Raw genomic sequence first — 23,564 nt, forward strand, 5'->3', positions numbered from 1 at the left:
TATTAATAGCTGGATGCTAAATACCGAGGTGCTAAATGACAGTGGCCGCATTAAGCGGCCACTGTTTCTTACGCTGTTGTTCACACTTTTAAGACGTGTGATTAGTGCCTGAACCTTGGGTGTTACCGGAAGGCGTGCTCGACCCTGCCAAACCCTGACTATGTTTCTTTTCATGATCCTGGTCGTGTTTCTCAGGCGTCGAACGCTCCGTGGTGGGCGTTGGGGTGGTTGCCCCAGCCAACCCCATGTTTTGATGCTGCGAGGCATTCACGTTCGCATCATCTTGATGCTCGCCTTTATAGGACTCGGCTTTTTCATGGATGGTGTGTTGAGCCTTGTCCGCTTGCGCTTGCCCGGTCTCAGCAGCTTTATGCATCATGCGGTCGCGGTATTCGCCCATGTACTCATCCTCTTTCTTGGTGGCGGGGAAAATGCCGCCCAGGGCCGCCCCCAGCGCAAACCCAAGTGCACCCACTACCAACGGATGATCCTGAATAAAATCGGAGGCTTGGCTCCCAGACTGGTGAGCACGATGCCCCATGTTATGCATGCGGTCGTGAGCGCCATGCTGAAGATGGGATGAAGAGTTACGCATATTATCCCCCATTTGGTGTGCCTTGCTGCCCCATTGCTGGGCGGTGTCTTTGGCTTTTTGACCTAAGTGCTGGGCTTTGCCTTTCGCGCCGTCTTTCATGCTGCTGGCACCCTCTTTCGCCCGGCTCATACGGCCTTTACCATCGCTATGGCTCTCTGAACCACCGGCTACCCCGGAAGGGCTACTGCTATAAGCGGGCGTTCCACCGTTAGGATGAGTGCCTTCGTGCACGGGCACGCCTGGCGTGCCATGGGCACCGCTCGTCTCTTGAGAAGACTGCCCACCGGTGTAGAAACGCCGGTCCATATCCGATGCGTATTGCTGATGATTGCGTGACGCATTCGGTTGGCGCTGAGCCAGCATTAACCAGCCGATACCGGCACTGGTGAGCAGGAACGGCAAGGGGTTCTGCTTAATGGTGGTGCTTAAATTAGAAACGAACTCGTTAGCGCCCCCATGGCGAATATACTCATAGGAGGTATTCAACAACTGCTGAGGAGAGAAACGCTCTTCGATTTCATGCAGGGTTGAATCAAGGCGCTCGCGCGACTGATGGATATCCTTTTCAATCTCTTCAGGACTGCGCTGATGGTCATGATCCGTCATTTCAACTCCTCCTTGACGTTGTGCCGATGCTGTTGCGCCGTGGTCTTATCGCTCTGCAAACTATGCATCGTACGGCTGGGCATCAGGTTGCGCGCCTGCAGTTTCTTCTGGCCCGCTTTAAGCATCATCACACCAATAATCGTCACCACGACGCCGACAATTAAGGCAGAGAGCCACGGCGTGGTGTCAGGCGGAAGCACTTCGTTGAGCAGAAAGACCAGCGCTGCTAACAGAGTCAAAAAGCCGCCTAGCAAAACCGCACCGGCCATCGCAATCGAAGCAATTGCCCCCATCGCTTGGTGGGTTTTCTCGGTCATCTCTGTCTTGGCGAGTGCGGCCTCGTTGCGCACCAGCGAGCTTATTTCCTGCATCACTGTCGAGAGTAGCGAACCGACCGATGAGCTTTGCGACGTTGGTTTGTTATCCGAATCCATTCTGTGCCTCCCTGGCCCTGACGTTAGGGCATTCCATTTTCTCGACCTGACGAACCCATTGCCCCGTTACCGGTAATGGGGCTGCCTGAAAGACTCGATGCCTGGCTAGCCGGTGACGCCTGCCCGGCGGGTACATTTTCCTGCATCGGAAGCCCCGTGGTGCGCTCATCCGTCGTGTGTGAATAACCTGAATTCGCATCATCACTGTGCGAGTGTTGGCCGGAACTACGCAGAAAGCGGGTCGCTAGAAAGCCAGCAGCAATCAAACCGCCTACAAATAACGCCGGTTCACGACGGCTAAAGCTTTGCGCTTCATTGCATACCGTGCGTAAATCTTTATCGCGTAATGAGCTGGAAAACCGTTCGGTGGTATCAGCAAATTTTCTCGCTTGTTTCGAGAAATAGGGTTGCTGCTGATTATCGAACTCATCAGCCATTTTTTGCAAAACGCTGGTGAACTTGTGGGACTGTTCTGCCGCGTTATCACGCTGTTGATTGAAGTAGTTTTCAGCTTGGTGATGGGCCGCATCACTGACATCATGGGCCGTGTCACGCCCTTGCTGTTTGAGCGACTCCGTTGAGCGGTTGGACTGGTTGGGTGCGCCTGTGTTGGGCTGCTTTCCTTGATCGGTCATCTGTCACTTCCTCCTTGTCGTCTCACTTTTCAGCATCCGTGGTGAAACACAATCAGCATCGCTACACATCTATTAAGTGCGCTCAATTATCACTAAGAAGCTAATACAATGATGCACTTAGAAAAGAATAAGCACTTAAATTTAGCAAGCTTACCCTCCTTAGTAGATTAACCCCTTTTAAAACATAGCACTTTTAAAATGGCACTTTTAAATCATGCACATTCCAAACATGCTTTTAAAAACATAGTGCGCTTTCTATTAATGTCAATTGTTGCGCGACGACATTTAAACAACCGCCTATCTACTTAACATAGGTTATTTGTTTTGCGGCTTAGGTTTTTATCTTAACGCTTGTTATTGAAATAATAATAAGGCACTGAAATGAAAGTAAGTCAGTTCATTTGTCGTGGTTTGCTTGTTTCTACGCCTTTGGTCTACCTTAAAAGCGGTGAATATTCGAGGAACGGATATTCGCTGGTTAATGGCGTGATTCATTATCAACGTTGAACGACACACTTCCGTGCTAACAATGGAGTGACCGCACATGAGTGATCAAAAACAGCCTCCCCAGCATCAAGATAAGCAGCCGGGCGATGAGTACGCGATGCGTCCAGAGCCAGAATATATTCGTGATAGCTACCGCGGCACTGACAAGCTATTGGACAAAGTCGCGATTATTACTGGCGGCGACAGCGGCATTGGCCGGGCCGTGGCCGTTCACTATGCCCGCGAAGGAGCAGACTGCACGATTGCCTATCTAGACGAAGATAGTGACGCCGAAGAGACCAAACGGTTGGTCGAAGCGGAAGGCCGCCGCTGCTTGGTATTGAAAGGAGATGTGGCGGAACCCGAGTTTTGCCGCGATATCGTCAAGCGCACGATGGATCACTTCGGAAAGATCAATATTGTGATCAACAATGCCGCCGAGCAGTATGATTGGGACGACATTACCGAGATCCCCGATGATCAACTGCTGCGTACCTTCCAGACCAATATCTTTAGCCACTTTTACCTGACCAAGTCTGCCCTGCCGCACCTCGAAAAGGGCGATACGATCATTTCGACTTCTTCGATCAACGCCTTTAAGGGCAACGCTACGCTGATCGATTACACCGCCACCAAAGGTGCTATTCAGGGGTTAGTGCGTTCGCTGGCAATGTCGCTGATGGATCGAGGCATTCGAGTCAACGCCGTGGCGCCAGGGCCAGTGTGGACCCCGCTGATTCCTGCCAGCTTTGAAGATGAGAAAGTAGCTTCATTCGGCGGTCAGGTACCGATGAATCGCGCAGGCCAGCCTAGTGAAATGGGCCCTGCGTATGTCTACTTGGCCAGTGAAGAGTCTTCCTACATGAGTGGCCAGACCATGCACCTCAATGGTGGTGTGATTTTAAACACCTAAGCGTTTCTTATTTGAATATGGCGCGCACTTTAACGGGGCGGCCTTTGGCCGCCCCGTTAATGCATTTCGTATAAAATCGCTGCCTGCTAATATACTCCCGTTCGGGAATATTGACTCCTAATAAACCGAAGTGACGGTTGATAGTTACCGCTCGGTAATCATTGAAGGGTTTTATCTGACAGTCATGTTGGATTCAGAAGCCTCGATTTTCACTGCCGCCGAGGTATAGCCGTTGCATAGGTATTGCGCTGTAAGAGATGTTTATCTGCTTGCTGTAAGGCCTCTAGCGTTTTGGGCCGGTCGAACTCCGCCAATAAGCTGCAAAGCACTTCGGAGACGGCTAATGCCGGGGTTAGCGTATGGAAGAAGCTATCGCTTTCCGTGGGGCATAGAACAGTCTGCTCTGACAGCGCTATCAGCGGCGACACCTCGCTATCGGTAATAGAAACAATGCCCACCCCCTGCTCTTTTGCCAGCTGGGCAAGTTCCAGCGCCCCTGTTGCATAAGGGTTGATGGAGATAACGAGCAAGACATCCTCAGGCGTAGCGCGAATTAACGCATCACCGCCGGTTCCTCCAGGCCCATCCAGGTGCACCGAACGTTCGCCCAGCAGGGTCATCACGTAGTGGAAGTGCCAGGCAACGGCATGGCTGGAACGTAAACCCAGCACGTATACTTTTCTCGCTGACCTTAGCCTATCGGCCGTTGCTTCCAGGCGCCGCAGCGAATCAGGCTCACACAGCTTAGCCAGCTGGGCACTTAGCCCTTGAAGCATATGCGAGGCGGTATCGCTGACTCCCCTTTCACTGCCTTTACCCCCGCGCTTTCGAACCTTGGCTGCGAAGCCATCGCCTCCCTCGCGTAACGCCGCGGCATGCTGCGCCCGAAGTTCGTCGTAGCCTGGTAACCCCAGGAATTTGGCCAGCCGTGTCATGGTGGCGGGCTGCACCCCCGCATGGCGCGCCAACTCACGCATAGATACCAGCGCCACTTCCTGCGGATGCTCAAGTACGTAGCGAGCGGCCTGTTGCAACTGCACAGACATGTCATCGTACTGGGCAATTATCTGCTCTCTCAGCGAATCGCTCGGCGGCATAATGGTTAGCTCTGTGTAGAAATAGGGGTTGGCTCTGTGAAAAATGATCTATTTGTTTCATAATATATTTAAATGATTTATTTGTTGCAAATATCTTTGCGAGTGTGCCAATCTCATTGTCATAGGAATGGCTACCGTTTAATAATGAGGAAAAGAGGCTATGACACGTATTCTTCACCGTGGTATCGGCGCGCAGCTACCTCATGCTGCGTCGGCGCAAGGCGTCTATATCACGGATACCACGGGGCACCGCTATCTGGATGGGTCGGGAGGCGCTGCGGTCACCAGTGTCGGTCATGCCCACCCGGAAGTGCTGGACGCCATGCGCTCCCAGATCGATAGCCTCTGTTACGCCCACACTTCATTTTTCACAACCGATGCCGCCGAAGCACTTGCCGAAAAGTTGGTGGATTTGGCCCCAGACGGGCTGGATTACGTCTACCTGGTATCGGGTGGGTCAGAAGCCGTTGAAGCGGCGCTGAAAATGGCTCGGCAGTATTTTGTCGAGATCAATCAGCCTCAGCGTCGGCATATCATTGCCAGACGCCAGAGCTACCATGGCAATACCATCGGCGCGTTGGCCACCGGTGGCAATGCCATGCGGCGCCAGCAATTTCAGCCCATTTTGCCAGAAACCCACCATGTATCACCTTGCTATGCGTATCGCGATAAGGGCAGCGACGAGTCGCCTGCAGCCTACGCGGCACGGCTTGCCGAGGAGCTTGAGGCGAAAATTCTGGCACTTGGTCCTGAAGAAGTGATGGCCTTCGTTGCCGAGCCCGTCGTCGGCGCCACCTTAGGGGCGGTCGCCTCTGAGGCAGATTACTTCAAGCGCGTGCGTGCCATTTGCGATAAATACGGCGTGCTGCTGATTCTCGACGAAGTGATGTGCGGCATGGGAAGAACCGGCACCGTATTTGCCTGCGAGCAAGATGGTGTCGTCCCGGATATCGTCACGATCGCCAAAGGGTTGGGCGGCGGCTATCAGCCGATCGGCGCGGTGATGCTATCGGCCAACATTTACGCCAGTTTTGCCAATGGGTCTGGGCTGTTTCAGCATGGCCATACCTATTTGGGCCACCCTGTGGCTGCCGCAGCCGCCAACAAAGTGGTCGAGATCATCTCACGACCAGAGACGCTGGCTAACGTAAAGGCCATGGGCATGAGACTGCAGAGCGGCCTTGAAGCAGCGCTCGGCGCATCCCCCCACGTGGGCGATATTCGCGGCAGGGGCTTGTTTCGCGGCATCGAGATTGTCGCGGAGAGGGAAAGCAAAACGCCTTTCGACCCGGCTCGCAAGCTTCACGCCAAGATCAAGCGGCAGGCGATGGCGCGCGGCCTGATCAGCTACCCGATGGGCGGCACCATTGATGGCATTCATGGTGACCATATCCTGCTGGCGCCGCCCTATATTATTGCGCCTGACGAAGTAGATCTGATCATTGAGCGTATCGCCGAGGCCATCGACGCCGCCATTGCAGAGTAATAACACGACAACTACCTAAATAACGATCTAACTGGAGCTCACCCATGCCACCGTCTCCCTGCCCGCCCATTGCCAACGCTGACTGGCCTCAAGAGATCACTGATTTACGCGAGGGGTTTGCTGGCGCGCTCAATGTGTATCGCACCATGGCCCATCACCCGGCCTTGCTTAGCGCATGGGCGCCCTTACGCCAGCACGTTGTCAAGGAGAATGCGTTAGGCCCAGAACTGACCGAAGTGGTAATTTTACGTGCGGGTTTGCGTATGGGTTCCGCCTACGAGTGGGCTCATCATGTGAGCCGGGCGCTCGCCCTGGGATTCTCCGAGCATCGCATTACGGCTATTCGCGGTACGCCCGAAGGCGTTGACGGCCTTATCGTCAACGCTGTGGATGCGTTATTCGATGAGCGTATGCTGGCCAAGGAGCAGGAAGCAGAGCTTGCCGAGGCGATCGGGCGCCAGGCAGTGATCGACCTGATCGCTATGGTGGGTTTCTATTCGGTGCTGGGTTATTTACTCAACACCTACGACACACCGATTGACGACGCTATTCAACAAGAAGCGCGACAACAGCCGGCGCTGTTTTCGCTAACGCCGAGCTCAATCAGCTAATCCAGATCTGCTAATAAGCGCATTACGCCAATTGCTTGACCAACACCTTCGATTTACGGGCGTGATTGTAGGTTTCACGTTTCAGTGGCGGTAGGTCTTCCAGACTGGCGGCGCGGAAGCCGCGCTCCACAAACCAGTGGGCGGTGTGGGTAGTGAGCACAAACATCTCATCCAAGCCACGCTGACGAGCACGGCGCTCCATGGCTTCTACTAGGCGTTCACCGCGCTCGCCGCCGCGGTAGCTGTCGTGCACTGCCACGCAGGCGAGTTCGGCAATGCTGGTATCCGTAAATACGTGCAGCGCAGCGCAGCCGATCACCATGCCGTCGCGCTCGATCACCATGTAATCATCGATCTCGTGCTCCAACCGCTCACGGGAACGGGCGACCAGCATGCCCCGGCGCTCTAACGGCTCGAGTAGTTCCAATAGCCCTGCTATATCGTTCAATGTGGCTGGGCGCAGCTGTTCGTAGCGGTGCTGGGTAATCATGGTGCCCACGCCGTCACGGGTGAACAGCTCACCCAGCAGAGCGTCGTGGTTGTGCCAGGAAAGTAGATGCGTGCGCGCCACGCCTTCCCGGGCGGCGGTGCAGGCAGCCTGTAGGTGGCGGGCCAGCTCGCTACCCGGCACGGCGTGGGTTAACCGTGGCTCGGCTTCCGCTGGCGAAAGCTGACGCAGCAGCGCGCCATGCTCGTCTTCCAATCCTTCGGACTCCCCCAGCAGAATCAGCTTGTCGGCTTTTAGCGCCACGGCGGCGTGCTGGGCCACTTCGGAGGCGTCCAGATCAAACACTTCACCGGTACTGGAGAAGCCCAGCGGCGGTAGCAGCACCAGCGAGCCTTTTTCCAGCAATCCCTGAATCGCGCTGGCCCGCACGCGGCGCACTTCACCACTGTGGTCGAAATCGACCCCTTCACGCACGCCCAGCGGCTTGGCGGTCACCAGGTTGCCGGAGATCACGCTGAGCTCTACACCGTGCAGCGGTGTACTCGGCAGGCCAAGCGACAGACGCGCTTCGAGCCATAGCCGCTGGTGGGCGGCGACTTGTTCTACGTGAGCCATCACTGCGCGATCCGCCACCCAGCGGCCGTCGATTCGCGTGGGTTCCACGCCCGCAGCGGTTAGCGATTCATGCACCTGTGGGCGAATGCCAAACACCACGACCAGACGAACGCCCAAGGTGTGCAGCAGAGCCAAATCTTGAATCAGCTGCTCCCCTCGGCCAGACGCCATCGCTTCGCCTTCAATTAAGATGACAAAGGTTCGCCCCCGGTGCGCATTAATGTAGGGGGAAGCGTTACGAAACCAATCAACAAAGGGGAAGCGCGTATCCAAGGGCCGCTCTCCGGCAGCAGGTGAAAGAAACATACGACGTTGTCCACGTCCAATGAGTTACTTTACCAGAGCACAAAAAACAGCGGCACCTTCTAATGCAAATCTGCTCGATCTAAAGCAGATAAACATGAAGATGCCGCTGTGATATTCCCGCTCAGGTACTGCTTAAAGACTTTCGAGCCTATATTTAGCCGAACATGCCTTTGAACATGAAGAAGAACAGGATCGCAAGACCAGCACCGGCGGGCAAGGTGATCAACCAAGACGCCGCAATCGTACCGATAACCCGTAGGTTAAGCGCCGCCATGCCGCGTGCGAGTCCAACACCTAAAATTGCCCCTACCAGGGTATGCGTAGTGGAAATCGGCAGGCCAGTACCCGATGCAAGCACCACCGTCGTGGCTGCCGCCAGCGTGGCCGCGAAACCACGACTGGGCGTGAGCTCGGTAATTCCAGTACCTACAGTGGCGATGACTTTATGGCCGTAAGTGACTAGACCCACCACGATACCGCCGCCGCCAAGTACCAGTACCCACCAAGGCACCAGCGCAGAACTACCAATTTCACCACCGGTTTGTACCACGCTGATGACTGCTGCCAGCGGGCCAACCGCATTCGCCACATCGTTTGAACCATGGGCAAAGGCCATGGCGCAGGCGGTGAAGATCATCAGCACGCCAAACACGCGCTCTACGTTGGCGTAGCCAAAGTGATCATTCGCGTTGTGCTCAAACTTGATACGCCGCTGCATCACCAAACCAATCACCATAATCACCAGCCCCAGCAGAATCGACAGCAGCAGGCTCTGGTTAAAGGTTAAGTCCAGCCCCACATGGGACAGCCCTTTGGTCAGCGTTACCATCGAAACGATAAACCCAACCAGGAATACATAGCCCGGCACATAGCGTTTAGCGGCCGTGAATGGGTTGGCATCTTCAAAAATCAGGTGGTGAACCGATTTAAACAGCACAAAGCCAATGGTGCCTGCCAACAAGGGCGACACCACCCAGCTAGCGGCAATCGTGCCCACGGCACCCCAATCCACCATGGCGGGGCCTAGCCCTGCGACCGCAAAGCCCACGATCGCGCCGACAATCGAGTGGGTCGTGGAAACCGGCCAGCCTTTCATGGACGCCACCAGCAGCCAAGTGCCAGCGGCCAGCAACGCTGCCAGCATGCCGTATACCAGCAGTTGCGGGTCATCTTGCAACAGCTCAGGATCGATAATCCCTTTGCGGATCGTGTTGGTCACCTCGCCGCCCGCCAACCACGCGCCTAAGAACTCGAAGACGACAGCGATAAGAATGGCTTGCTTGATGGTGATCGCTTTCGACCCCACCGAGGTTCCCATAGCGTTGGCGACGTCATTGGCACCCACACCCCAGGCCATGAAGAAGCCAAACAAACAGGCCAGGATAATGAAGATGTCACCGTGCTGGGCAATAATCTGCATGAAAGGTCCCCTTAGCGGGCAGTCAGGATCTGCAGGCGGCTACCCACGCGCTCAGCGCGATCAGATAGTTCGCCAACCCATTCAATGATTTTGTAGAGGAAGATCACGTCTACTGGCGGTAGCTGGCTCTCAAGCGCGAAGAGTTGGCGACGGATCGTCACCTGTTGATCATCAGCTTGGTGCTCAAGGGTATGCAGTTCACGGATCATATTTTGCATGACATCAGAGACGTTTTTGCCAAAGCCGGACTCAAGCAGATCCTTGAGTTCTTCCAACGCTTGGCGGGCTTGGGCAACACAAGCAACACTGGTACGGATGTAATCGCGCATAGGATCCGCCAGCTCGTCAGGCACGCGCATTTTACGCCCCAGCATAATGCCGGTAATGTCGCGCGTCTTATTGGCGATTTTGTCCTGCACGCTGATCAGGTCGAGTAGGTCGGAGCGCGAGACCGGCAGAAACATGGTGTTGGGCAGATTCAACCGCAGCTCTGTTTTCAGCGTATCGGCGTCATGCTCTAAACGGGTGACGTTTTCGCGTAGCTCGGCTGCTTTGTCCCAGTCGTTGGCAAGCGTTGCTTCAAAAAACGGCAACAGCTGGTCGGCACATTCATTCGCCTTGACGATATGGGCCAATAACGGCTGGAATGGCGAGCGGCCAAACATCGAAGAAAAAGGATTGGAGGTAACCATAATGCCTTTTAGCCTGTTTTCGGAAAGCCTGGAAATGGCGGCGCCAGTATAAAGAGTGCGCCCGCCGCCGTCATGAAAAGTTCACAAATGTAACCAAATATTCATTTAAATGTCACGATAACGAGGTGGCAAGTGTCATGAAAAATACCCATCCCATGGAAGTGGAATTGAAGCTTGCCCTAGCACCTGAAGGGCCTGCGGCGCTACGCGCACACCCTCACCTTGGCTCAACATTGGCGCGCCAGCAAACGCTAACCAACACTTACTTTGATACGCCTGACGGTGATTTGGCCAAGGCAAGAATCGCGTTACGCCTACGCAAAATAGATGGCCACGTACTGCAAACAGTGAAAACCGCTGGCCAGGGCGGTGGCGGACTTTCACAACGGGCAGAGTGGGAGTGGCAGGTGCCTGGCGACGCGCTAGACCTAGCCGCACTCGCTGAGCTTCCTCCTTTTAAAGGCGAGCTTGGCAAGGTGCTGAGCTGCCTCACCCCTCAACTTAGCACCGACTTTACACGCCGCAGCTGGCAGCTCATTGATGCGTCCTCACCCCAACCTGGGCATATCGAACTGGTTCTTGATGAAGGTGAAATTAGCAGCGGCGGCTACCGCACGCCTATTCGAGAGATGGAACTTGAACTGAAGGAGGGCGATCCGGAGACGCTGTGGGCCTTGGCATTGACGCTTTCAGAGCAGGTGCCGCTGCGCCCTTCCGATAGCAGCAAAGCGGCGCGTGGTAATGCACTCAGCACACAGCACTGGCCACTGCCTGAAGCGCACTCCCTGGCGCAGTGGCTGCATCGCGCCACGCTGGCGCTGGACGCCTACCACGACAGCCAGCAGGCAAACTTCCTGACCGATGCCCAGCAGGCGTTAACCACTCTGGCCCATCACCCTGCCCTGGATGCGACTACCCGCCCGTACGCACAAGCGCTACTTGGCGGCTTAGACGCCCAGGGCCAGCCCAGCACCGCTTACGGTAAAGCTGCGTTGGCACTCGCCCATCGCTTGGCGTATCAAACCGCGCTACGCTAGCGGTAAGTAACATTAAGGACTGTTTTGAGGAACTGGTTTGAAGGACTGTTTTGAAGGACCGTATTGAGCCCCCTTTCAGGATGATGCAATGAATTTACACTTAACTCCTGGCGCCGAAGGGCTGCGTGCCCGTCTGTTCCATATTATTTTTGAGTCCGACACGCCGGGTGCCAAAGCCTTCGATATCGCATTGATTGGGGCAATTTTGCTCAGCGTTGCGGTCATTATGCTGGACAGCATTGAAATTTATGCTGAGCGTTACGGGCATATTTTTTTCTACCTCGAATGGACCTTTACGCTGCTGTTTACCATCGAGCTGGCGCTGCGCATCTACTGCCTGGAAAGACCTCTGCTCTATTTAAGAAGCTTTTATGGAATCGTGGATTTAATTGCCATTCTGCCCACTTGGCTCGTACTTCTGGTACCGGGCGCCCATGGGTTGGTGATTGTTCGCTTACTGCGTGTGCTGCGTATTTTCCGCATTCTACGTTTGATGGATTTTGTCGGCGAGGCGCGCCTCCTGCTAGATGCGCTCAAACGCAGCATGCGTCAGATTCTGCTATTTTTTAGCGCCATCTTGATGGTCATCACGCTGTTCGCGGCCTTGATGTACACCATCGAATCCCCCGAGGCGGGCTTTACCAGCATTCCCATGTCGATGTATTGGGCTATCGTTAGCATGACCACGGTCGGCTACGGCGACATCGTTCCCGCCACGTCGCTGGGTAAGTCAATTACCGTGATTTTAATGCTGCTCGGTTACTCGATCATTGCCGTACCCACCGGGGTGTTCTCCGCGCAGGTGATTCGCTCGATTCGCGAAGAGCGCTACTCAGAAGAAGCCTGCCCCGGCTGCGGGCACGAACGACATGAAAAACGTGCCCGCTACTGCCTACGCTGCGGTACTTGGCTAGACGAAGACAGCGAAGACCCGCGCAAGAAAGACGAAAACAAAGACGCGCAGGCAGACCCGCCTTCGGACTAGCTTACTGACACATGAATCTATGCCTGAAAGGGGCTGATATCACCGCGCCCTTCGCGAATAATGGTGGGCGGTAATGCACGCAAGTCGATAACGCTGGTGGGATCTAGATGGCAGGCGCCGCCGTCGATAATGGCATCCAGGTGCGCACCAAAACGCTCGCGGATCCCTTCCGGGTCGTTCATGGGCAGATCATCGCCTACCGGAATCAGCGTGACACTCATCAACGGCTCCCCCAACGCGGCCAGCAGCGCGTGAGTAATGCGATGGTCCGGCACGCGCACGCCGATGGAGCGACGCTTAGGGTGTAACAATAAGCGCGGCACTTCGGAGGTCGCGTCCAAAATATAGGTATAAGGCCCCGGCGTATGCGCTTTCAACAAGCGGAAAACGTCATTATCCACCTTGGCGTAGGTGCCGATTTGCGATAGGTCGGAACATACCAGGGTAAAGTTGTGCTTATCGTCCAGAGAGCGCAGCCATTTGATTTTCTCGATGGCTTTCTTTTCCCCCAAGTGACAACCCAAGGCGTATCCAGAGTCGGTGGGATAAGCGACAACACCGCCTTTACGAATGATCGTAATCGCCTGATCAATGAGGCGTTTTTGAGGGTTTTCCGGGTGAATCTGAAAATATTGGCTCATAAAACTGCTCCTTTGAAAGCTCACTCGCTTAGCGCGTACCTACAGCATAGCTGACATTGGCTGTTGATAACTTATGCCGGTGATCACTTAAGCGGCTGACGACTTAGCCGGCCGCTAACTGGCCGGGGGCGGCATCGTGCAGATGTACCAGGCGCGGATGCTGCCATATGGGGGGGGCTGCCGTGCGCGGTACCAAGCTCATGCTACCAGGGGCCGCATGGCTGCCGGGGAAGTGAAAATCGCTGCCCATAGAGGCGTAAAGGCCGCGCTCCACTAATTGACGCGCCAGGTCGCGAGTGCTATCCGGGTTCTGCTGCCCACTCACCAGTTCGGCCGCTTGCCCACCCGCTGCCTGAAAAGTATCCATTAGCAGGCCACGCTTGCGTCGGGTAAGCCCATGGCGCAATGGATGGGCGATAACTGCGACGCCGCCGGATCCGACAATCCAGCTAACCGCTTGGCTAATTTCCGGCCAATGGGCTTTAACATCGCCCTTCTTACCGCTGCCCAGATAGCGTTTAAAGGCGCTCGCCCAATCGGGCACCACTCCATCTTCCACCAGGGCACGGGCAAAATCCGGGCGGCCTAGCGGGCGGTCGCTTCCGGCGTGAAGTCGCGCTTTTTCTAGCGCATTCGTTAAGCCGACTTTTTCCAGCCGTTCGGCTATCACTTCCGCACGCTGAATACGCGCCTCGCGCTGTTGAATTAGGCCTTCCACCATGGCCCCCTGCAAGCCGCCGGGCATTAGCGCCACGACATGGATATTGACGCCCTGCCAGCGTGTGGATAACTCACAGCCAGGAATCAAACATAGGCCTGCTTGCTGTGCCGCGTGGGCCGCTTCATCAATCCCATCCATGGTATCGTGATCGGTAAGCGACATATGCGTCAGCCCACGTGCAGCGCACAGCGCTACTAGTTCCGTGGGCGATAGCGCACCATCAGAAGCGGTGGAGTGCATGTGCAAATCAACCGGGTAGCGTTGATCGGCATCAAAGGTATTAGGAAGTCGGGACATAAATGACGCCGTGTGAGCAGTTTGTCAGAATGCGCTTTTTCAGCTGTGAATAAAGTACGTGTAATAGGTAAGATATGGTGCGCGCATCTGCTAGCGCGGTCAATTAGCGGTCGCTTTTCATCCCTCTTGTTTTCAAGGAGTTATCCCCAATGCTGTATGCCATTATCAGTGAAGACGTGCCCAACAGCTTAGAGCGCCGCTTGGCCGCTCGTCCTGATCACCTAGCCCGTTTGGAAGCGCTGCGCGATGAAGGCCGCGTAGTATTGGCTGGCCCACACCCTGCCATCGACGCTGAAAACCCAGGCGATGCGGGCTTTTCCGGCAGCTTGGTCGTGGCCGAATTCGAGAGCCTGGAAGACGCCAATGCATGGGCCGACGCCGACCCATACATGATTGCAGGGGTCTATGCCAAGGTAATTGTTAAGCCGTTCAAAAAAGTTTTGCCTTGACCCCAATAGGCGAGTGTGGAGGGTCCGCCCGCTTTTTCACAGAGCCTGTGGAAAACTCTGTGCAAACCCGGCGGACGCTTTGCGCTAAGCCAGAGCCAGCGCCAGCGGCGACAAATTGATCATTTTTTAACCAGCTTTTTACTTAGACGGATATCTGCGTGACCCAACGTTCCAATGCTTTGCCTGCCCTCGCGGCATTAACGTCGCCACTGCTTACCTGGAACGAGGGCGCGCCCCATTCGGCAGCATTTGATGACGTCTATTTCACCCGTGGGGATGGGCGTGCTGAAACCGAGCATGTCTTTCTCGGTGCCAACCACCTTCCTCAACGCTTTGCCGCCTGGGAAGCCAAACGGCCCTTTGTGATTGGCGAAACCGGCTTTGGCACTGGGCTTAATATGCTCTGCGCCTGGGCCTGTTTTGAGCAGCATGCAGCGCCCACTGCACGGCTACACCTGATATCCACAGAGAAGTTTCCGCTTGCGCGAGAAGCGTTGGAACAGGCCCTGGCTGCCTGGCCATCGCTAGCGGCTTATGCGCGCGTGCTGTGTGATCAGTGGCCCGCGGGCGTCAGTGGTATCCACCGCCTGCACTTGACCGAGCGCGTCACCCTCGACCTGCATTACGGCGATACCACCGAACGCCTGACGCAACTGGATGGTCAAGTCGACGCCTGGTTTTTAGACGGCTTTGCGCCTTCCAAAAACCCCGACATGTGGCAACCCGAGCTATTCAATGCCATGGCCGCCCGCTCGCGGCCCGGCGCGACGTTTGCCACCTTCACTTGTGCAGGCATCGTTAAGCGGGGCTTGAAAGCAGCGGGCTTTGATTGGAAGAAAGTACCGGGCTATGGCCGCAAGCGGGAAATGCTCGCGGGCAGTATTGAAACGCCGCCTGTGGATCAGCGCCGCCAAGCAACGCCCTGGTTTACGCCACCGCCCTTGGTCAATGTAAAGCACGCTGCGATGCACGTAGCCATCGTCGGTGCAGGGCTTGCGGGCAGCAGCGTGGCGGCGGCGCTGGCTAAACGTGGCATTAAGGTGACGGTGATTGAGCGCGAAGCCCCCGGCGCAGGCGGCTCAGGCAACCGCCAAGGGGCGCTGTATGTAAAACTGGCGGCTGAAACCAATCATCAAAGCCGGGTTTATCTTTCTGGACTGCTGTATAGCCAGCGCTGGCTGTCACAGCAACGTGCCGCCCACGTTTTGTGGCAGCCCTGCGGTGTGGTGCAGTTGGCGAGTAGCGATAAAGAAGCGCGCCGCCAGCAGCGTTTTATCGAACAGCACCCGCTGCCCAGCGACGTCGTTACCGGGTTAAGCAACCCGGCTCTCAGCGAAGCCGCGGCAATGCCCATTGATGCACCCCATGGGCTAATTTACCCACAAGCAGGTTGGGTGCGGCCCAAAGCTCTCTGTGAACACTTGCTTAAACAGCCCGGCGTGACCTGCCTGCAGGGTGACGTTAGCTCCCTTACGCCACTCGACACCGGCTGGCAGTTGAACTTGGCCGATGGCAGTACGCTTAAGGCGGATCAGGTGGTGATCGCCAACGCCCATTTAGCCAATCGCTTTGCACAAACGGCTGAGCTGCCGCTGCAATCGGTGCGCGGCCAGATAAGCGAGATAAAGCTACCCGATGAGGTAACAGGCCCAACCCGCGTGGTATGCGCCGGGGGCTATGTAGCGCCTGCTCTAGATGGGGTACTGACCTTTGGCGCCAGCTTTTTACCTAATAACGCAACCAGCGATGTAACCGCCGACGATCATCAGCGCAATATTGAGGAGCTGCGGCAAACGCTGCCCGCGTTGGTGGCGGAATTGGAGCAGGCGGGTATTGCGCTAAGCCCAGAGCAGCTTCAGGGCCGTGCGGCGGTACGTGCAGCCAGCCCCGATAAAACCCCTTACGCAGGGCCAGTGCCGGTAGCAGAGGCGTGGCGGGCGGATTATTCCCTGCTGAGCAAAGATGCCACCCGCGTGCCCGTCACACCCGGCGCGCACTATTCGGGCCTGTGGATATCCGCCGCACACGGCTCGCGCGGATTGGCCAGCGCCCCTTTATGCGCCGAGGTGATTGCCTCACGCATGTGCGACGAACCGATGCCGCTGGAAGCGCCGCTGGTCGATCACCTGCACCCAGGACGGCGCATTATTAGCGCGATTATTCGCGCTCAATAATCTCCCTCTTCCTCGTCATCAGCGATATCACGGCCAAACGAGCGCCATCGTGCTAGGGTCATGACTTCGGTCATCTCTAGCTCGAGGTCGTGGGCGATGATCAGCTCATTACGCTCTAGCTGCTTTTTTAGCTCGGCTACCCAGCCGTGCATGCCTTCACCCGTGGTATCAGTGGTGTCGTAACCCTGGCGGGTCACAAACGCCTCTAGCAAGGCATCGAGGGTTTCCGGCGGCAACATTCTGGCGGGCACTTCAATAAAACGACTCATTAACCCTGCTCCCACTCTGCCAAACGTTCAATAAAAGTGGCTTCGTCGACAACTTCCACGCCCATCTGTTCGGCTTTGGTCAGCTTGCTGCCTGCCGCTTCACCAGCGACTAAACACGTGGTTTTTTTCGATACGCTGCCTGCCACCTTGGCCCCTAACGCCTGCAGGCGTGCCTTACCTTCATCCCGCGTCATGCTTTCCAGCGAACCGGTCAACACCCAGGTTTGGCCTTCCAGCGGCGTCGGCCCTTGGGTAACCGCTGCTTCTTGCCAAGTAACGCCGGCATCAATCAACGCAGCAATGGTTTCCTGGTTGTGGGGCTGGCGGAAAAAGGTATGCACATGGGCCGCGACAATCGGGCCAACATCGTTCACCGCTTCCAGCGCTGCCAGCTCGGCCGCTTGAACAGCTTCGAGCGTGCCAAAATGGTTGGCCAAGTTGGCCGCGGTGGCTTCGCCCACTTCACGAATACCCAGCGAATAGATAAACCGTGCCAGGGTAGTCGATTTGGCTTTTTCGTGGGAGTTGACCAGGTTCGTAGCCGATTTCTCGCCCATGCGCGGCAGGCTTTTGAGCTGTTCAATGGTGAGATGAAACAGATCCGCCGGGGTTTTCACCCAATCCAGGTCGACCAGTTGCACGATCAATTTCTCGCCCAGGCCGTCAATATCCAGCGCCTTACGGCTGGCAAAGTGCTTCAAGGCCTCTTTGCGCTGAGCGGCACAATAGAGGCCACCGGAACAACGGGCGACCGCTTCGCCGTCGATGCGCTCAATATCCGAACCGCACACCGGGCAGTGCTCAGGAAAAACAATAACTCTGGCATCGGCAGGCCGTTGCTCCACATGCACTCTGACGACCTGAGGGATAACGTCGCCAGCGCGGCGAATAGAGACCGTGTCACCGATCATCACGTCCAGCCGGTTGATCTCATCGGCGTTGTGCAGCGTGGCATTGGAGACCGTCACCCCAGCCACCGTGACCGGCTCGAGCCGCGCCACCGGCGTAATCGCGCCGGTGCGGCCGACCTGAAACTCGACATCGTTTAGGGTGGTGACCTCTTCCTGGGCAGGATACTTAAACGCCACCGCCCAGCGCGGCGCGCGGGCCACAAAGCCCAACTCACGCTGGTAACGCAGGTCATTCACCTTGATGACGACGCCGTCGATATCAAAGCCCAGGGCATCACGTTTTGCGCCCAACTGCTCACAGTAATCGGCGACCGCCTCGGGACCTGTAACAATTTCAAGTTTATTACTTGATCGAAAGCCCCAATCTTTAAGCCTTTCCATCTGGCGACTATGCGTAGGAATTACGCTGTCATCCAAATTAGCCATATTGATGCGGGCAACTTGATAAGCATGAAACTCCAGCGGGCGCTTGGCGGTAATGCGCGGGTCGAGCTGACGCAGGCTGCCAGCCGCAGCGTTGCGCGGGTTGGCAAATACCTTGCTGCCCTCTTCCCGAGCGCGTTCGTTCAGCGCCTCGAAGCCTTGGTGGCGCATAATCACTTCACCCCGGACTTCTAGTAACTCGGGGGTGTTTTTGCCCATCAGCTTTAGCGGCACCGAGCGCAGTGTACGCAGATTAGAGGTAATTCCTTCACCGGTGCGCCCATCGCCTCGGGTCGCGCCACTCACCAGCACGCCCTGTTCATACACCAGGGACACCGCCGCACCATCCAATTTCGGCTCGCAGGTAAATTCCACCTCGTCTGCCGTGCACTCCAGGCGTTCCGCTACTCGTTCGGCAAAAGCATGAATGTCGCCGCGGCTAAAGGCATTATCCAATGACAGCATGGGGATGGCGTGGGCCACAGAGGGAAAGCCATCAGCGGGGGCGGCGCCGACACGTTGAGTAGGTGAATCGTTGGTGATCAGTTCTGGCTGATCGGTTTCCAACTGCTTGAGACGCTGCAGTTTCCGGTCATAGTCGGCATCGGTGAGGGTAGGATCATCCAGCACGTAGTAACGGTAGTTGGCCTCGTCCAGGGCGGCGCGCAGTTGGGTAATCTCTTCCACAGGTTGAGAATCAGACTTGCTCATTAGAATGGGTTCCAGTACTTGGCAGCGACAACGCCAAACCTAAGCAGTTAAAAAATAGAATGAAAGCGAACAGTAAATGACTGCAAAATTAGTGCGTATTGAACAAAAACACCCGCCTTCTGGCAAGAAGGCGGGTGTTGAACAGCCAACATAAATTAGCGGGCTTGCATGTGCCGATGCAGGCGATGGCGACGTTCAAATTCACGCACGCGTTGACGGGCAAACTCAATCGTTTGTGCGGTCATCACGCTGCGGTTTTCATCTTTCAATTCGCCGCCCATATGACGCACCACGACCATAGCGGTCTCGACCATCGCCTCGAAGGCGGCCGCGCTATCGAGCGCACCCGGCAGTGGCATCAATAAGGTAATGCCTGGCGTCATGAACTCACCCATCTCTTCAATGGGGAAGGTACCGGGCTTGACGACATTGACCATGGAAAACTGCAATTCGCTGTCATCACTTTCCGTTTCAAAGCGATGAAAAATGCCCATTTCACGGCTATAGCGCAAGCCACACACCATCATGAGTTCGAGCAGTTTGCTGCCATCAAAACCTTCAGGGTCGCGGGAAAGAACGCTGATCACCACGACTTCTTCCGCGCTGGAGAGCGTCTCTTTGGCATGTTCACCGCTGACATCGTGGCGCAGGGCTTTTTCTAACGTGGGATGAATGCGAACTCTCTCGTTGCTCCCATACGCCTCTGTTTCACCACGCTCTGTTTCATCAAGTGCATAGCCTGTATCGCCGAGATAATCGTCGCTTTCAGCCACATCACCATGATAATCCGCTTCATAACCCGGCGCTTCATAGTGGGCCTCTTCCCGCGCCTGCTCATCCATACGCTGTTGGGCGGCGAGCCTTTCCGCCGCCGCTTCTTCACGTGCCTGCGCCTGCTCTTGAGCCACGCGAGCTCGCTCAGCATCGGCGGCTTCTTTCGCTTCGCGCCGCTGCTCAGCTTCTAATGCTTTACGCTCGGCTTTCTGCTGCGCCAAGGCTTTATCGCGCGCTGCTTTTTCAGCCTTTTTGCGCTGATTCTCTTTGCGTCGCTCAATCAAACGCCGCTTAAGTGAGCGCCCCATGCCTTCAAAATCGACTAACCGATACTCATCCACTTCATCATCGCCCAGCTCGTCGTACTCACCGACGGTATCGGAGCGCAGTTGGCGGCGTTTAGGCGAGTGTTCATTAGCATGCTTGGCAAACACGGCATCTTCGGGCTCGGCGCGCAGTACCGGCTCCGCTTCATAATGAGGCTGAGCGGTGGTGTCGGTATCGGCATCCCGGGTGCTGATGGAACTTGTACTGATGGCACCAGCGTCAGAAGAAGCTGCGGGCGGTGTACTCGCTGGCGCTTCTTTTACCGCCGCGGTGGATTCTTTTGCAGTGGCGACTGGTGAAGATTCTGTTAGGTCTATCTGTGCGCTGGTAGCAGCTACAGAGGGCGCTGGCGTGGAAGCAGCCGGTTGATCGGAGTGTGGTTGCGGTGCAGCCGTACTAGCCATCGAAATACTGGGCTCGCGTCGCTCATGCTCAGACGGCATGGAAGGCGCCACTGTGGATTGGGCGACTTCTGGACGTTGCGATTTTTCAGTTGCCACGGCGTGCTTATTAGCAGTGAATTCCGCTTTATCCGCCTTACGCTTAGCTGCCTTGGCTGATGCCGAACGCCTAAACTCAGAAAGCACCCTGGAAGGGCCAGGATGCTCTTGACGCTCTAGCTTGGGTTTATTACCTAAGCCACTATAGTCAGCGGGTTTAACAACGCGGGCTCCTCCATTGGGAAGTTCCCAATTGATTTCCGCTGCTTTAGCAGCCTCATCGGGATCTTCTTGCTGACTAGCAGAAAGATCCTGACCCGCTTGATCCAAACGGGGTACACGCCGCTGTCGTTGAAGTCTACGCGCACCGTCTATAACGATGAGCGATACCAACGCCAGTCCTAAAATGATTAGCCACTCTCTTAGTTCCATGTCGAACGTTCCATGGTCATCTTGCCGGTTGCTAAGGCACTGCGTCTAAAAATTCATGCCTGAATCTGAATATAGGTAACGGCTATTAAATAAATGCGTGCCATCAATAAGTCCAAGCATAGCGCGAATGTTATGAAAATGGCCAATTTTTGCTGCATTTAACGCGATTTTCACGTCTCCGCCAATTTTCGGCGCTGCTAAGCCAAGAAAATACGACCTCAACTTCAAACAAAAGTGCTACACGCTTTGCTTTAACATTTATATATAGCTTTATAAAGGAAACAAAGTAGCAAGAAAAGCCGTTTTGACAAGCGCCTCAGCTACCGTTGCCCAACTCCTCAATAAATCGCTTAGCCTTCACTAGCGCGCTCTTAATAGAGGTAATATAGTTAACATGAGCGCTTAAGAACATATTTTTACGCTTTCAGCCTAACATTAATCGCTCTTTGTTAGTTGCTTGCACATTGATCTGACACACGCGTCCAAAAGTTTTCGGCGGCAACGCTTAATGGGGCTATTGGCCGTACAAGATGAATTTGTACTGTAATATCCCATTGTTCATCCAGAGCTCTCACTAATCGCCCATCGATAATCTCTTGTTCTGCAAGGCTTTTTGGCAGCCAAGCAAGACCTTTCCCTTCTAGAGCCATCGACATCAGCACAGCCGCTAAATGGCTACTAAACTGCGGCTTAAGCGCTAACTGCTCGCTATTGCCATGGAAACGATGGGCCACAATGCGCCCCAACCCCGACGCTTCGGTATAGGCTAAATAGGGAAGCTGGTGAGTGGCGACATGTCTGTCTAGCGAGCTTCCGACTAAGGCGATGAGGGTGTCATTACCGACTTGCTGACTGACGAAATGCTCCTTGGCCAGTGGCGACGGCACTTCTGGATGCCGGTGACAGAGCAGAAAGGGAACCTCGCCGTGCACCAACAACTGCTCGCAGCCAAGCATGCTGTCTGAGTGGAGTTGCATGGCCTCAATCGGCGCGCCGCTCTCCACCTGGCGAATCCAGCGTGGAAAAAACGTAAAGGAGAGCGAGTGGGTGGCGGCGAACTGCAGGGTTTTCGCTGCTTTACCTGCCACCTCTTGCGCTTCTGCGCGCAGCCGATAAAGGCGGCTTGTCGCTTCGAATGCACGCGTATGAATATGGGCACCGGCTTCGGTGAGCGAGGTTCCTTGGGGCGTGCGCACAAACAGGCTGACGCCCATCCACTGTTCAAGCGAGCGAATGCGCCGGCTAAACGCAGGCTGGGTAATGTGGCGTGCTTCTGCTGCGCGCACAAAGCTGCCGTGTTCTGCCAAGGCGATAAAGTCTTCGAGCCAAACAAGTTCCATGGGCAATGCCGTTTCAGCATGGGGTGGCGCAGTAATAGCATTGGTAGCGCCGAGTTGTCACGCTTAATGTGGTGCCATCACCCATTAAGGAGCACAGCATGCGCATTGTTGAAATCCGCGAAAAAACCGTTTCTATCGCCTCGCCCATTGCCAACGCTTATATCGACTTTTCCAAGATGACCTGTTCGGTGGTGGCGGTCATCACCGACGTTATTCGCGACGGTAAGCCCGTGATTGGTTACGGTTTTAACTCTAATGGCCGCTATGGCCAGGGCGCCTTGATGCGCGACCGTTTTCTTGACCGTATCAGCGAGGCCGACCCGGAAAGCCTGATTGATCAGGCCAATGACAACCTGGACCCCTTTGCTATCTGGAAAACCTTAATGGCCAACGAAAAGCCCGGCGGCCATGGCGAACGCTCCGTGGCGGTAGGCACAATCGACATGGCCGTGTGGGATGCAGTGGCCAAAATCGAAGGCAAGCCGCTTTACCGGCTGCTGGCTGATCGTTATCGCCACGGGCAGGCAGACGATAAAGTTTGGGTCTACGCAGCCGGTGGCTACTACTACCCAGGCAAGGATCACAGCAAACTGCAGGACGAGATGCGAAGCTATTTGGATCGCGGCTATAACGTGGTCAAAATGAAGATTGGCGCTGCGCCACTAGAAGAGGACATACGCCGCATCGAAGCCGTTATTAAGGTAGTCGGCGATGGCAGCCGGTTAGCCGTGGATGCCAATGGCCGTTTTGACCAAGCCACTGCTATTGCCTACGCCGAAGCGCTCAAGCCTTACAACCTGTTCTGGTACGAAGAGGCTGGCGACCCGCTCGACTACGCCCTGCAGGCGGAGCTTGCCAACCATTATGAGCTGCCCATGGCGACAGGCGAGAACCTGTTCTCGCATCAGGATGCGAGAAACTTACTTCGCCATGGCGGTATGCGGCCCGACCGCGACTACGTGCAGTTCGATTGCGCACTCTCCTATGGCTTGGTGGAGTATATGCGTACCCTGCAGGTCATGGATGAGCTTGGCTGGTCTTCGCGCCGCGTGGTTCCCCATGGCGGCCACCAGATGTCGCTGAATATCGCCGCAGGTCTACAGCTAGGCGGCAATGAATCCTACCCGGACGTTTTCCAGCCGTTTGGCGGTTTTGCGGATGGTATTCAGGTGGAGAATGGCTATGTAGGGTTGCCAGACATTCCCGGTGTGGGTTTCGAAGCGAAGTCTAAACTTTATGCCGTCATGCGCGCGCTTGGTGAAAGTTAAGGATGAAAGTTATGGGTGAAG

Annotated in this window: 21 protein-coding genes; 8 read left to right on the forward strand and 13 right to left on the reverse strand. The window is 55.6% G+C overall.

Annotation, left to right across the window (positions count from 1 at the left end; translation table 11 throughout):
- Positions 1-88 precede the first annotated feature (88 nt).
- Genes ACUN8H_RS03510 through ACUN8H_RS03520 form a run of 3 tightly spaced genes read right to left on the reverse strand, consistent with a single transcriptional unit; the run spans position 89 to position 2,270 of the window.
- Entirely contained in the window at positions 89-1,201 is a 1,113-nt protein-coding gene (locus ACUN8H_RS03510; RefSeq protein ID WP_445530777.1) for a DUF3618 domain-containing protein, read from the reverse strand.
- Positions 1,198-1,635 carry a phage holin family protein gene (locus ACUN8H_RS03515; protein ID WP_445530778.1) on the reverse strand — a complete coding sequence of 146 codons (438 nt, stop codon included), beginning with the start codon at positions 1,633-1,635 and terminating at the stop codon, positions 1,198-1,200. Before ACUN8H_RS03515 ends, ACUN8H_RS03510 begins: the two co-directional genes overlap by 4 nt.
- Before the next feature lie 23 nt (positions 1,636-1,658).
- Positions 1,659-2,270 carry a hypothetical protein gene (locus ACUN8H_RS03520; RefSeq protein ID WP_445530779.1) on the reverse strand — a complete coding sequence of 204 codons (612 nt, stop codon included), beginning with the start codon at positions 2,268-2,270 and terminating at the stop codon, positions 1,659-1,661.
- Positions 2,271-2,814: 544 nt separating this feature from the next.
- Here ACUN8H_RS03520 and ACUN8H_RS03525 point away from each other — a divergent pair.
- Positions 2,815-3,669: an SDR family oxidoreductase gene (locus ACUN8H_RS03525; protein WP_445530780.1), complete on the forward strand. Its 855-nt coding sequence runs from the start codon at positions 2,815-2,817 to the stop codon at positions 3,667-3,669.
- Positions 3,670-3,878: 209 nt separating this feature from the next.
- On the opposite strand, the gene ACUN8H_RS03530 is transcribed toward ACUN8H_RS03525, so the two are convergent.
- Positions 3,879-4,766 carry a MurR/RpiR family transcriptional regulator gene (locus ACUN8H_RS03530; protein ID WP_445530781.1) on the reverse strand — a complete coding sequence of 296 codons (888 nt, stop codon included), beginning with the start codon at positions 4,764-4,766 and terminating at the stop codon, positions 3,879-3,881.
- Positions 4,767-4,926: 160 nt separating this feature from the next.
- Here ACUN8H_RS03530 and ACUN8H_RS03535 point away from each other — a divergent pair, with 160 nt between their 5' ends.
- Both ACUN8H_RS03535 and ACUN8H_RS03540 read left to right on the forward strand, forming a co-directional pair.
- Positions 4,927-6,252, forward strand: a complete 1,326-nt coding sequence (locus ACUN8H_RS03535) for an aspartate aminotransferase family protein (RefSeq protein WP_445530782.1) — start codon at positions 4,927-4,929, stop codon at positions 6,250-6,252.
- Between the two features lie 44 nt (positions 6,253-6,296).
- Positions 6,297-6,863 (forward strand): carboxymuconolactone decarboxylase family protein, encoded by a 567-nt coding sequence (locus ACUN8H_RS03540; RefSeq protein ID WP_445530783.1) that lies wholly within the window; start codon positions 6,297-6,299, stop codon positions 6,861-6,863.
- Positions 6,864-6,885: 22 nt separating this feature from the next.
- Here ACUN8H_RS03540 and argA read toward each other — a convergent pair whose 3' ends face one another.
- From argA to ACUN8H_RS03555, 3 genes are all read right to left on the reverse strand, one after another.
- Positions 6,886-8,199, reverse strand: a complete 1,314-nt coding sequence (gene argA, locus ACUN8H_RS03545) for an amino-acid N-acetyltransferase (RefSeq protein ID WP_445531075.1) — start codon at positions 8,197-8,199, stop codon at positions 6,886-6,888.
- Positions 8,200-8,386: 187 nt separating this feature from the next.
- The gene (locus ACUN8H_RS03550) at positions 8,387-9,652 is read right to left on the reverse strand and encodes an inorganic phosphate transporter (protein WP_445530784.1); all 1,266 of its coding nucleotides are present in this window, start codon (positions 9,650-9,652) and stop codon (positions 8,387-8,389) included.
- Positions 9,653-9,663: 11 nt separating this feature from the next.
- Positions 9,664-10,344, reverse strand: coding sequence for a TIGR00153 family protein (locus ACUN8H_RS03555; protein WP_176303266.1), 681 nt, complete (start codon positions 10,342-10,344; stop codon positions 9,664-9,666).
- A 137-nt stretch (positions 10,345-10,481) separates the two neighbouring features.
- On the opposite strand from ACUN8H_RS03555, the gene ACUN8H_RS03560 reads away from it, so the two are divergent.
- Both ACUN8H_RS03560 and ACUN8H_RS03565 read left to right on the forward strand, forming a co-directional pair.
- Entirely contained in the window at positions 10,482-11,381 is a 900-nt protein-coding gene (locus ACUN8H_RS03560) for a CYTH domain-containing protein (protein WP_445530785.1), read from the forward strand.
- A gap of 88 nt (positions 11,382-11,469) precedes the next feature.
- Positions 11,470-12,366, forward strand: a complete 897-nt coding sequence (locus ACUN8H_RS03565; protein WP_445530786.1) for an ion transporter — start codon at positions 11,470-11,472, stop codon at positions 12,364-12,366.
- Positions 12,367-12,383: 17 nt separating this feature from the next.
- On the opposite strand, the gene ACUN8H_RS03570 is transcribed toward ACUN8H_RS03565, so the two are convergent.
- Together ACUN8H_RS03570 and ACUN8H_RS03575 are read right to left on the reverse strand one after the other, a co-directional pair.
- Positions 12,384-13,007 carry an L-threonylcarbamoyladenylate synthase gene (locus tag ACUN8H_RS03570; RefSeq protein ID WP_445530787.1) on the reverse strand — a complete coding sequence of 208 codons (624 nt, stop codon included), beginning with the start codon at positions 13,005-13,007 and terminating at the stop codon, positions 12,384-12,386.
- A 103-nt stretch (positions 13,008-13,110) separates the two neighbouring features.
- Positions 13,111-14,025: a PHP domain-containing protein gene (locus ACUN8H_RS03575; protein WP_445530788.1), complete on the reverse strand. Its 915-nt coding sequence runs from the start codon at positions 14,023-14,025 to the stop codon at positions 13,111-13,113.
- A 149-nt stretch (positions 14,026-14,174) separates the two neighbouring features.
- Here ACUN8H_RS03575 and ACUN8H_RS03580 point away from each other — a divergent pair, with 149 nt between their 5' ends.
- Complete coding sequence (locus tag ACUN8H_RS03580; RefSeq protein ID WP_290700066.1) at positions 14,175-14,474, forward strand: YciI family protein; 300 nt, start codon at positions 14,175-14,177, stop codon at positions 14,472-14,474.
- A 158-nt stretch (positions 14,475-14,632) separates the two neighbouring features.
- Positions 14,633-16,648, forward strand: a complete 2,016-nt coding sequence (gene mnmC, locus ACUN8H_RS03585; protein WP_445530789.1) for a bifunctional tRNA (5-methylaminomethyl-2-thiouridine)(34)-methyltransferase MnmD/FAD-dependent 5-carboxymethylaminomethyl-2-thiouridine(34) oxidoreductase MnmC — start codon at positions 14,633-14,635, stop codon at positions 16,646-16,648.
- Here mnmC and ACUN8H_RS03590 read toward each other — a convergent pair.
- From ACUN8H_RS03590 to ACUN8H_RS03605, 4 genes are all read right to left on the reverse strand, one after another.
- Positions 16,642-16,917, reverse strand: a complete 276-nt coding sequence (locus ACUN8H_RS03590) for a YheU family protein (RefSeq protein ID WP_176303260.1) — start codon at positions 16,915-16,917, stop codon at positions 16,642-16,644. The genes mnmC and ACUN8H_RS03590 overlap by 7 nt on opposite strands.
- Complete coding sequence (ligA, locus tag ACUN8H_RS03595; RefSeq protein ID WP_445530790.1) at positions 16,917-18,962, reverse strand: NAD-dependent DNA ligase LigA; 2,046 nt, start codon at positions 18,960-18,962, stop codon at positions 16,917-16,919. The genes ACUN8H_RS03590 and ligA overlap by 1 nt, the downstream gene beginning before the upstream one ends.
- Before the next feature lie 155 nt (positions 18,963-19,117).
- Positions 19,118-20,935, reverse strand: a complete 1,818-nt coding sequence (zipA, locus tag ACUN8H_RS03600; protein ID WP_445530791.1) for a cell division protein ZipA — start codon at positions 20,933-20,935, stop codon at positions 19,118-19,120.
- Positions 20,936-21,384: 449 nt separating this feature from the next.
- On the reverse strand, positions 21,385-22,275 hold the full coding sequence (locus ACUN8H_RS03605; RefSeq protein WP_445530792.1) for a LysR family transcriptional regulator: 891 nt from the start codon (positions 22,273-22,275) through the stop codon (positions 21,385-21,387).
- A gap of 98 nt (positions 22,276-22,373) precedes the next feature.
- Between ACUN8H_RS03605 and ACUN8H_RS03610 the strand changes: the two genes are divergently transcribed.
- Positions 22,374-23,543 (forward strand): mandelate racemase/muconate lactonizing enzyme family protein, encoded by a 1,170-nt coding sequence (locus ACUN8H_RS03610; RefSeq protein ID WP_445530793.1) that lies wholly within the window; start codon positions 22,374-22,376, stop codon positions 23,541-23,543.
- Positions 23,544-23,564: the final 21 nt, after the last annotated feature.

This window comes from Vreelandella sp. V005, from assembly GCF_052645115.1.

Bases quoted from the DNA above. Each gene is read 5' to 3' on its own strand.
- ACUN8H_RS03510 (WP_445530777.1), bottom strand. From the start codon at position 1,201: ATGACGGATCATGACCATCAGCGCAGTCCTGAAGAGATTGAAAAGGAT.
- ACUN8H_RS03515 (WP_445530778.1), bottom strand. From the start codon at position 1,635: ATGGATTCGGATAACAAACCAACGTCGCAAAGCTCATCGGTCGGTTCG.
- ACUN8H_RS03520 (WP_445530779.1), bottom strand. From the start codon at position 2,270: ATGACCGATCAAGGAAAGCAGCCCAACACAGGCGCACCCAACCAGTCC.
- ACUN8H_RS03525 (WP_445530780.1), top strand. From the start codon at position 2,815: ATGAGTGATCAAAAACAGCCTCCCCAGCATCAAGATAAGCAGCCGGGC.
- ACUN8H_RS03530 (WP_445530781.1), bottom strand. From the start codon at position 4,766: ATGCCGCCGAGCGATTCGCTGAGAGAGCAGATAATTGCCCAGTACGAT.
- ACUN8H_RS03535 (WP_445530782.1), top strand. From the start codon at position 4,927: ATGACACGTATTCTTCACCGTGGTATCGGCGCGCAGCTACCTCATGCT.
- ACUN8H_RS03540 (WP_445530783.1), top strand. From the start codon at position 6,297: ATGCCACCGTCTCCCTGCCCGCCCATTGCCAACGCTGACTGGCCTCAA.
- ACUN8H_RS03550 (WP_445530784.1), bottom strand. From the start codon at position 9,652: ATGCAGATTATTGCCCAGCACGGTGACATCTTCATTATCCTGGCCTGT.
- ACUN8H_RS03555 (WP_176303266.1), bottom strand. From the start codon at position 10,344: ATGGTTACCTCCAATCCTTTTTCTTCGATGTTTGGCCGCTCGCCATTC.
- ACUN8H_RS03560 (WP_445530785.1), top strand. From the start codon at position 10,482: ATGAAAAATACCCATCCCATGGAAGTGGAATTGAAGCTTGCCCTAGCA.
- ACUN8H_RS03565 (WP_445530786.1), top strand. From the start codon at position 11,470: ATGAATTTACACTTAACTCCTGGCGCCGAAGGGCTGCGTGCCCGTCTG.
- ACUN8H_RS03570 (WP_445530787.1), bottom strand. From the start codon at position 13,007: ATGAGCCAATATTTTCAGATTCACCCGGAAAACCCTCAAAAACGCCTC.
- ACUN8H_RS03575 (WP_445530788.1), bottom strand. From the start codon at position 14,025: ATGTCCCGACTTCCTAATACCTTTGATGCCGATCAACGCTACCCGGTT.
- ACUN8H_RS03580 (WP_290700066.1), top strand. From the start codon at position 14,175: ATGCTGTATGCCATTATCAGTGAAGACGTGCCCAACAGCTTAGAGCGC.
- ACUN8H_RS03590 (WP_176303260.1), bottom strand. From the start codon at position 16,917: ATGAGTCGTTTTATTGAAGTGCCCGCCAGAATGTTGCCGCCGGAAACC.
- ligA (WP_445530790.1), bottom strand. From the start codon at position 18,962: ATGAGCAAGTCTGATTCTCAACCTGTGGAAGAGATTACCCAACTGCGC.
- zipA (WP_445530791.1), bottom strand. From the start codon at position 20,935: ATGGAACTAAGAGAGTGGCTAATCATTTTAGGACTGGCGTTGGTATCG.
- ACUN8H_RS03605 (WP_445530792.1), bottom strand. From the start codon at position 22,275: ATGGAACTTGTTTGGCTCGAAGACTTTATCGCCTTGGCAGAACACGGC.
- ACUN8H_RS03610 (WP_445530793.1), top strand. From the start codon at position 22,374: ATGCGCATTGTTGAAATCCGCGAAAAAACCGTTTCTATCGCCTCGCCC.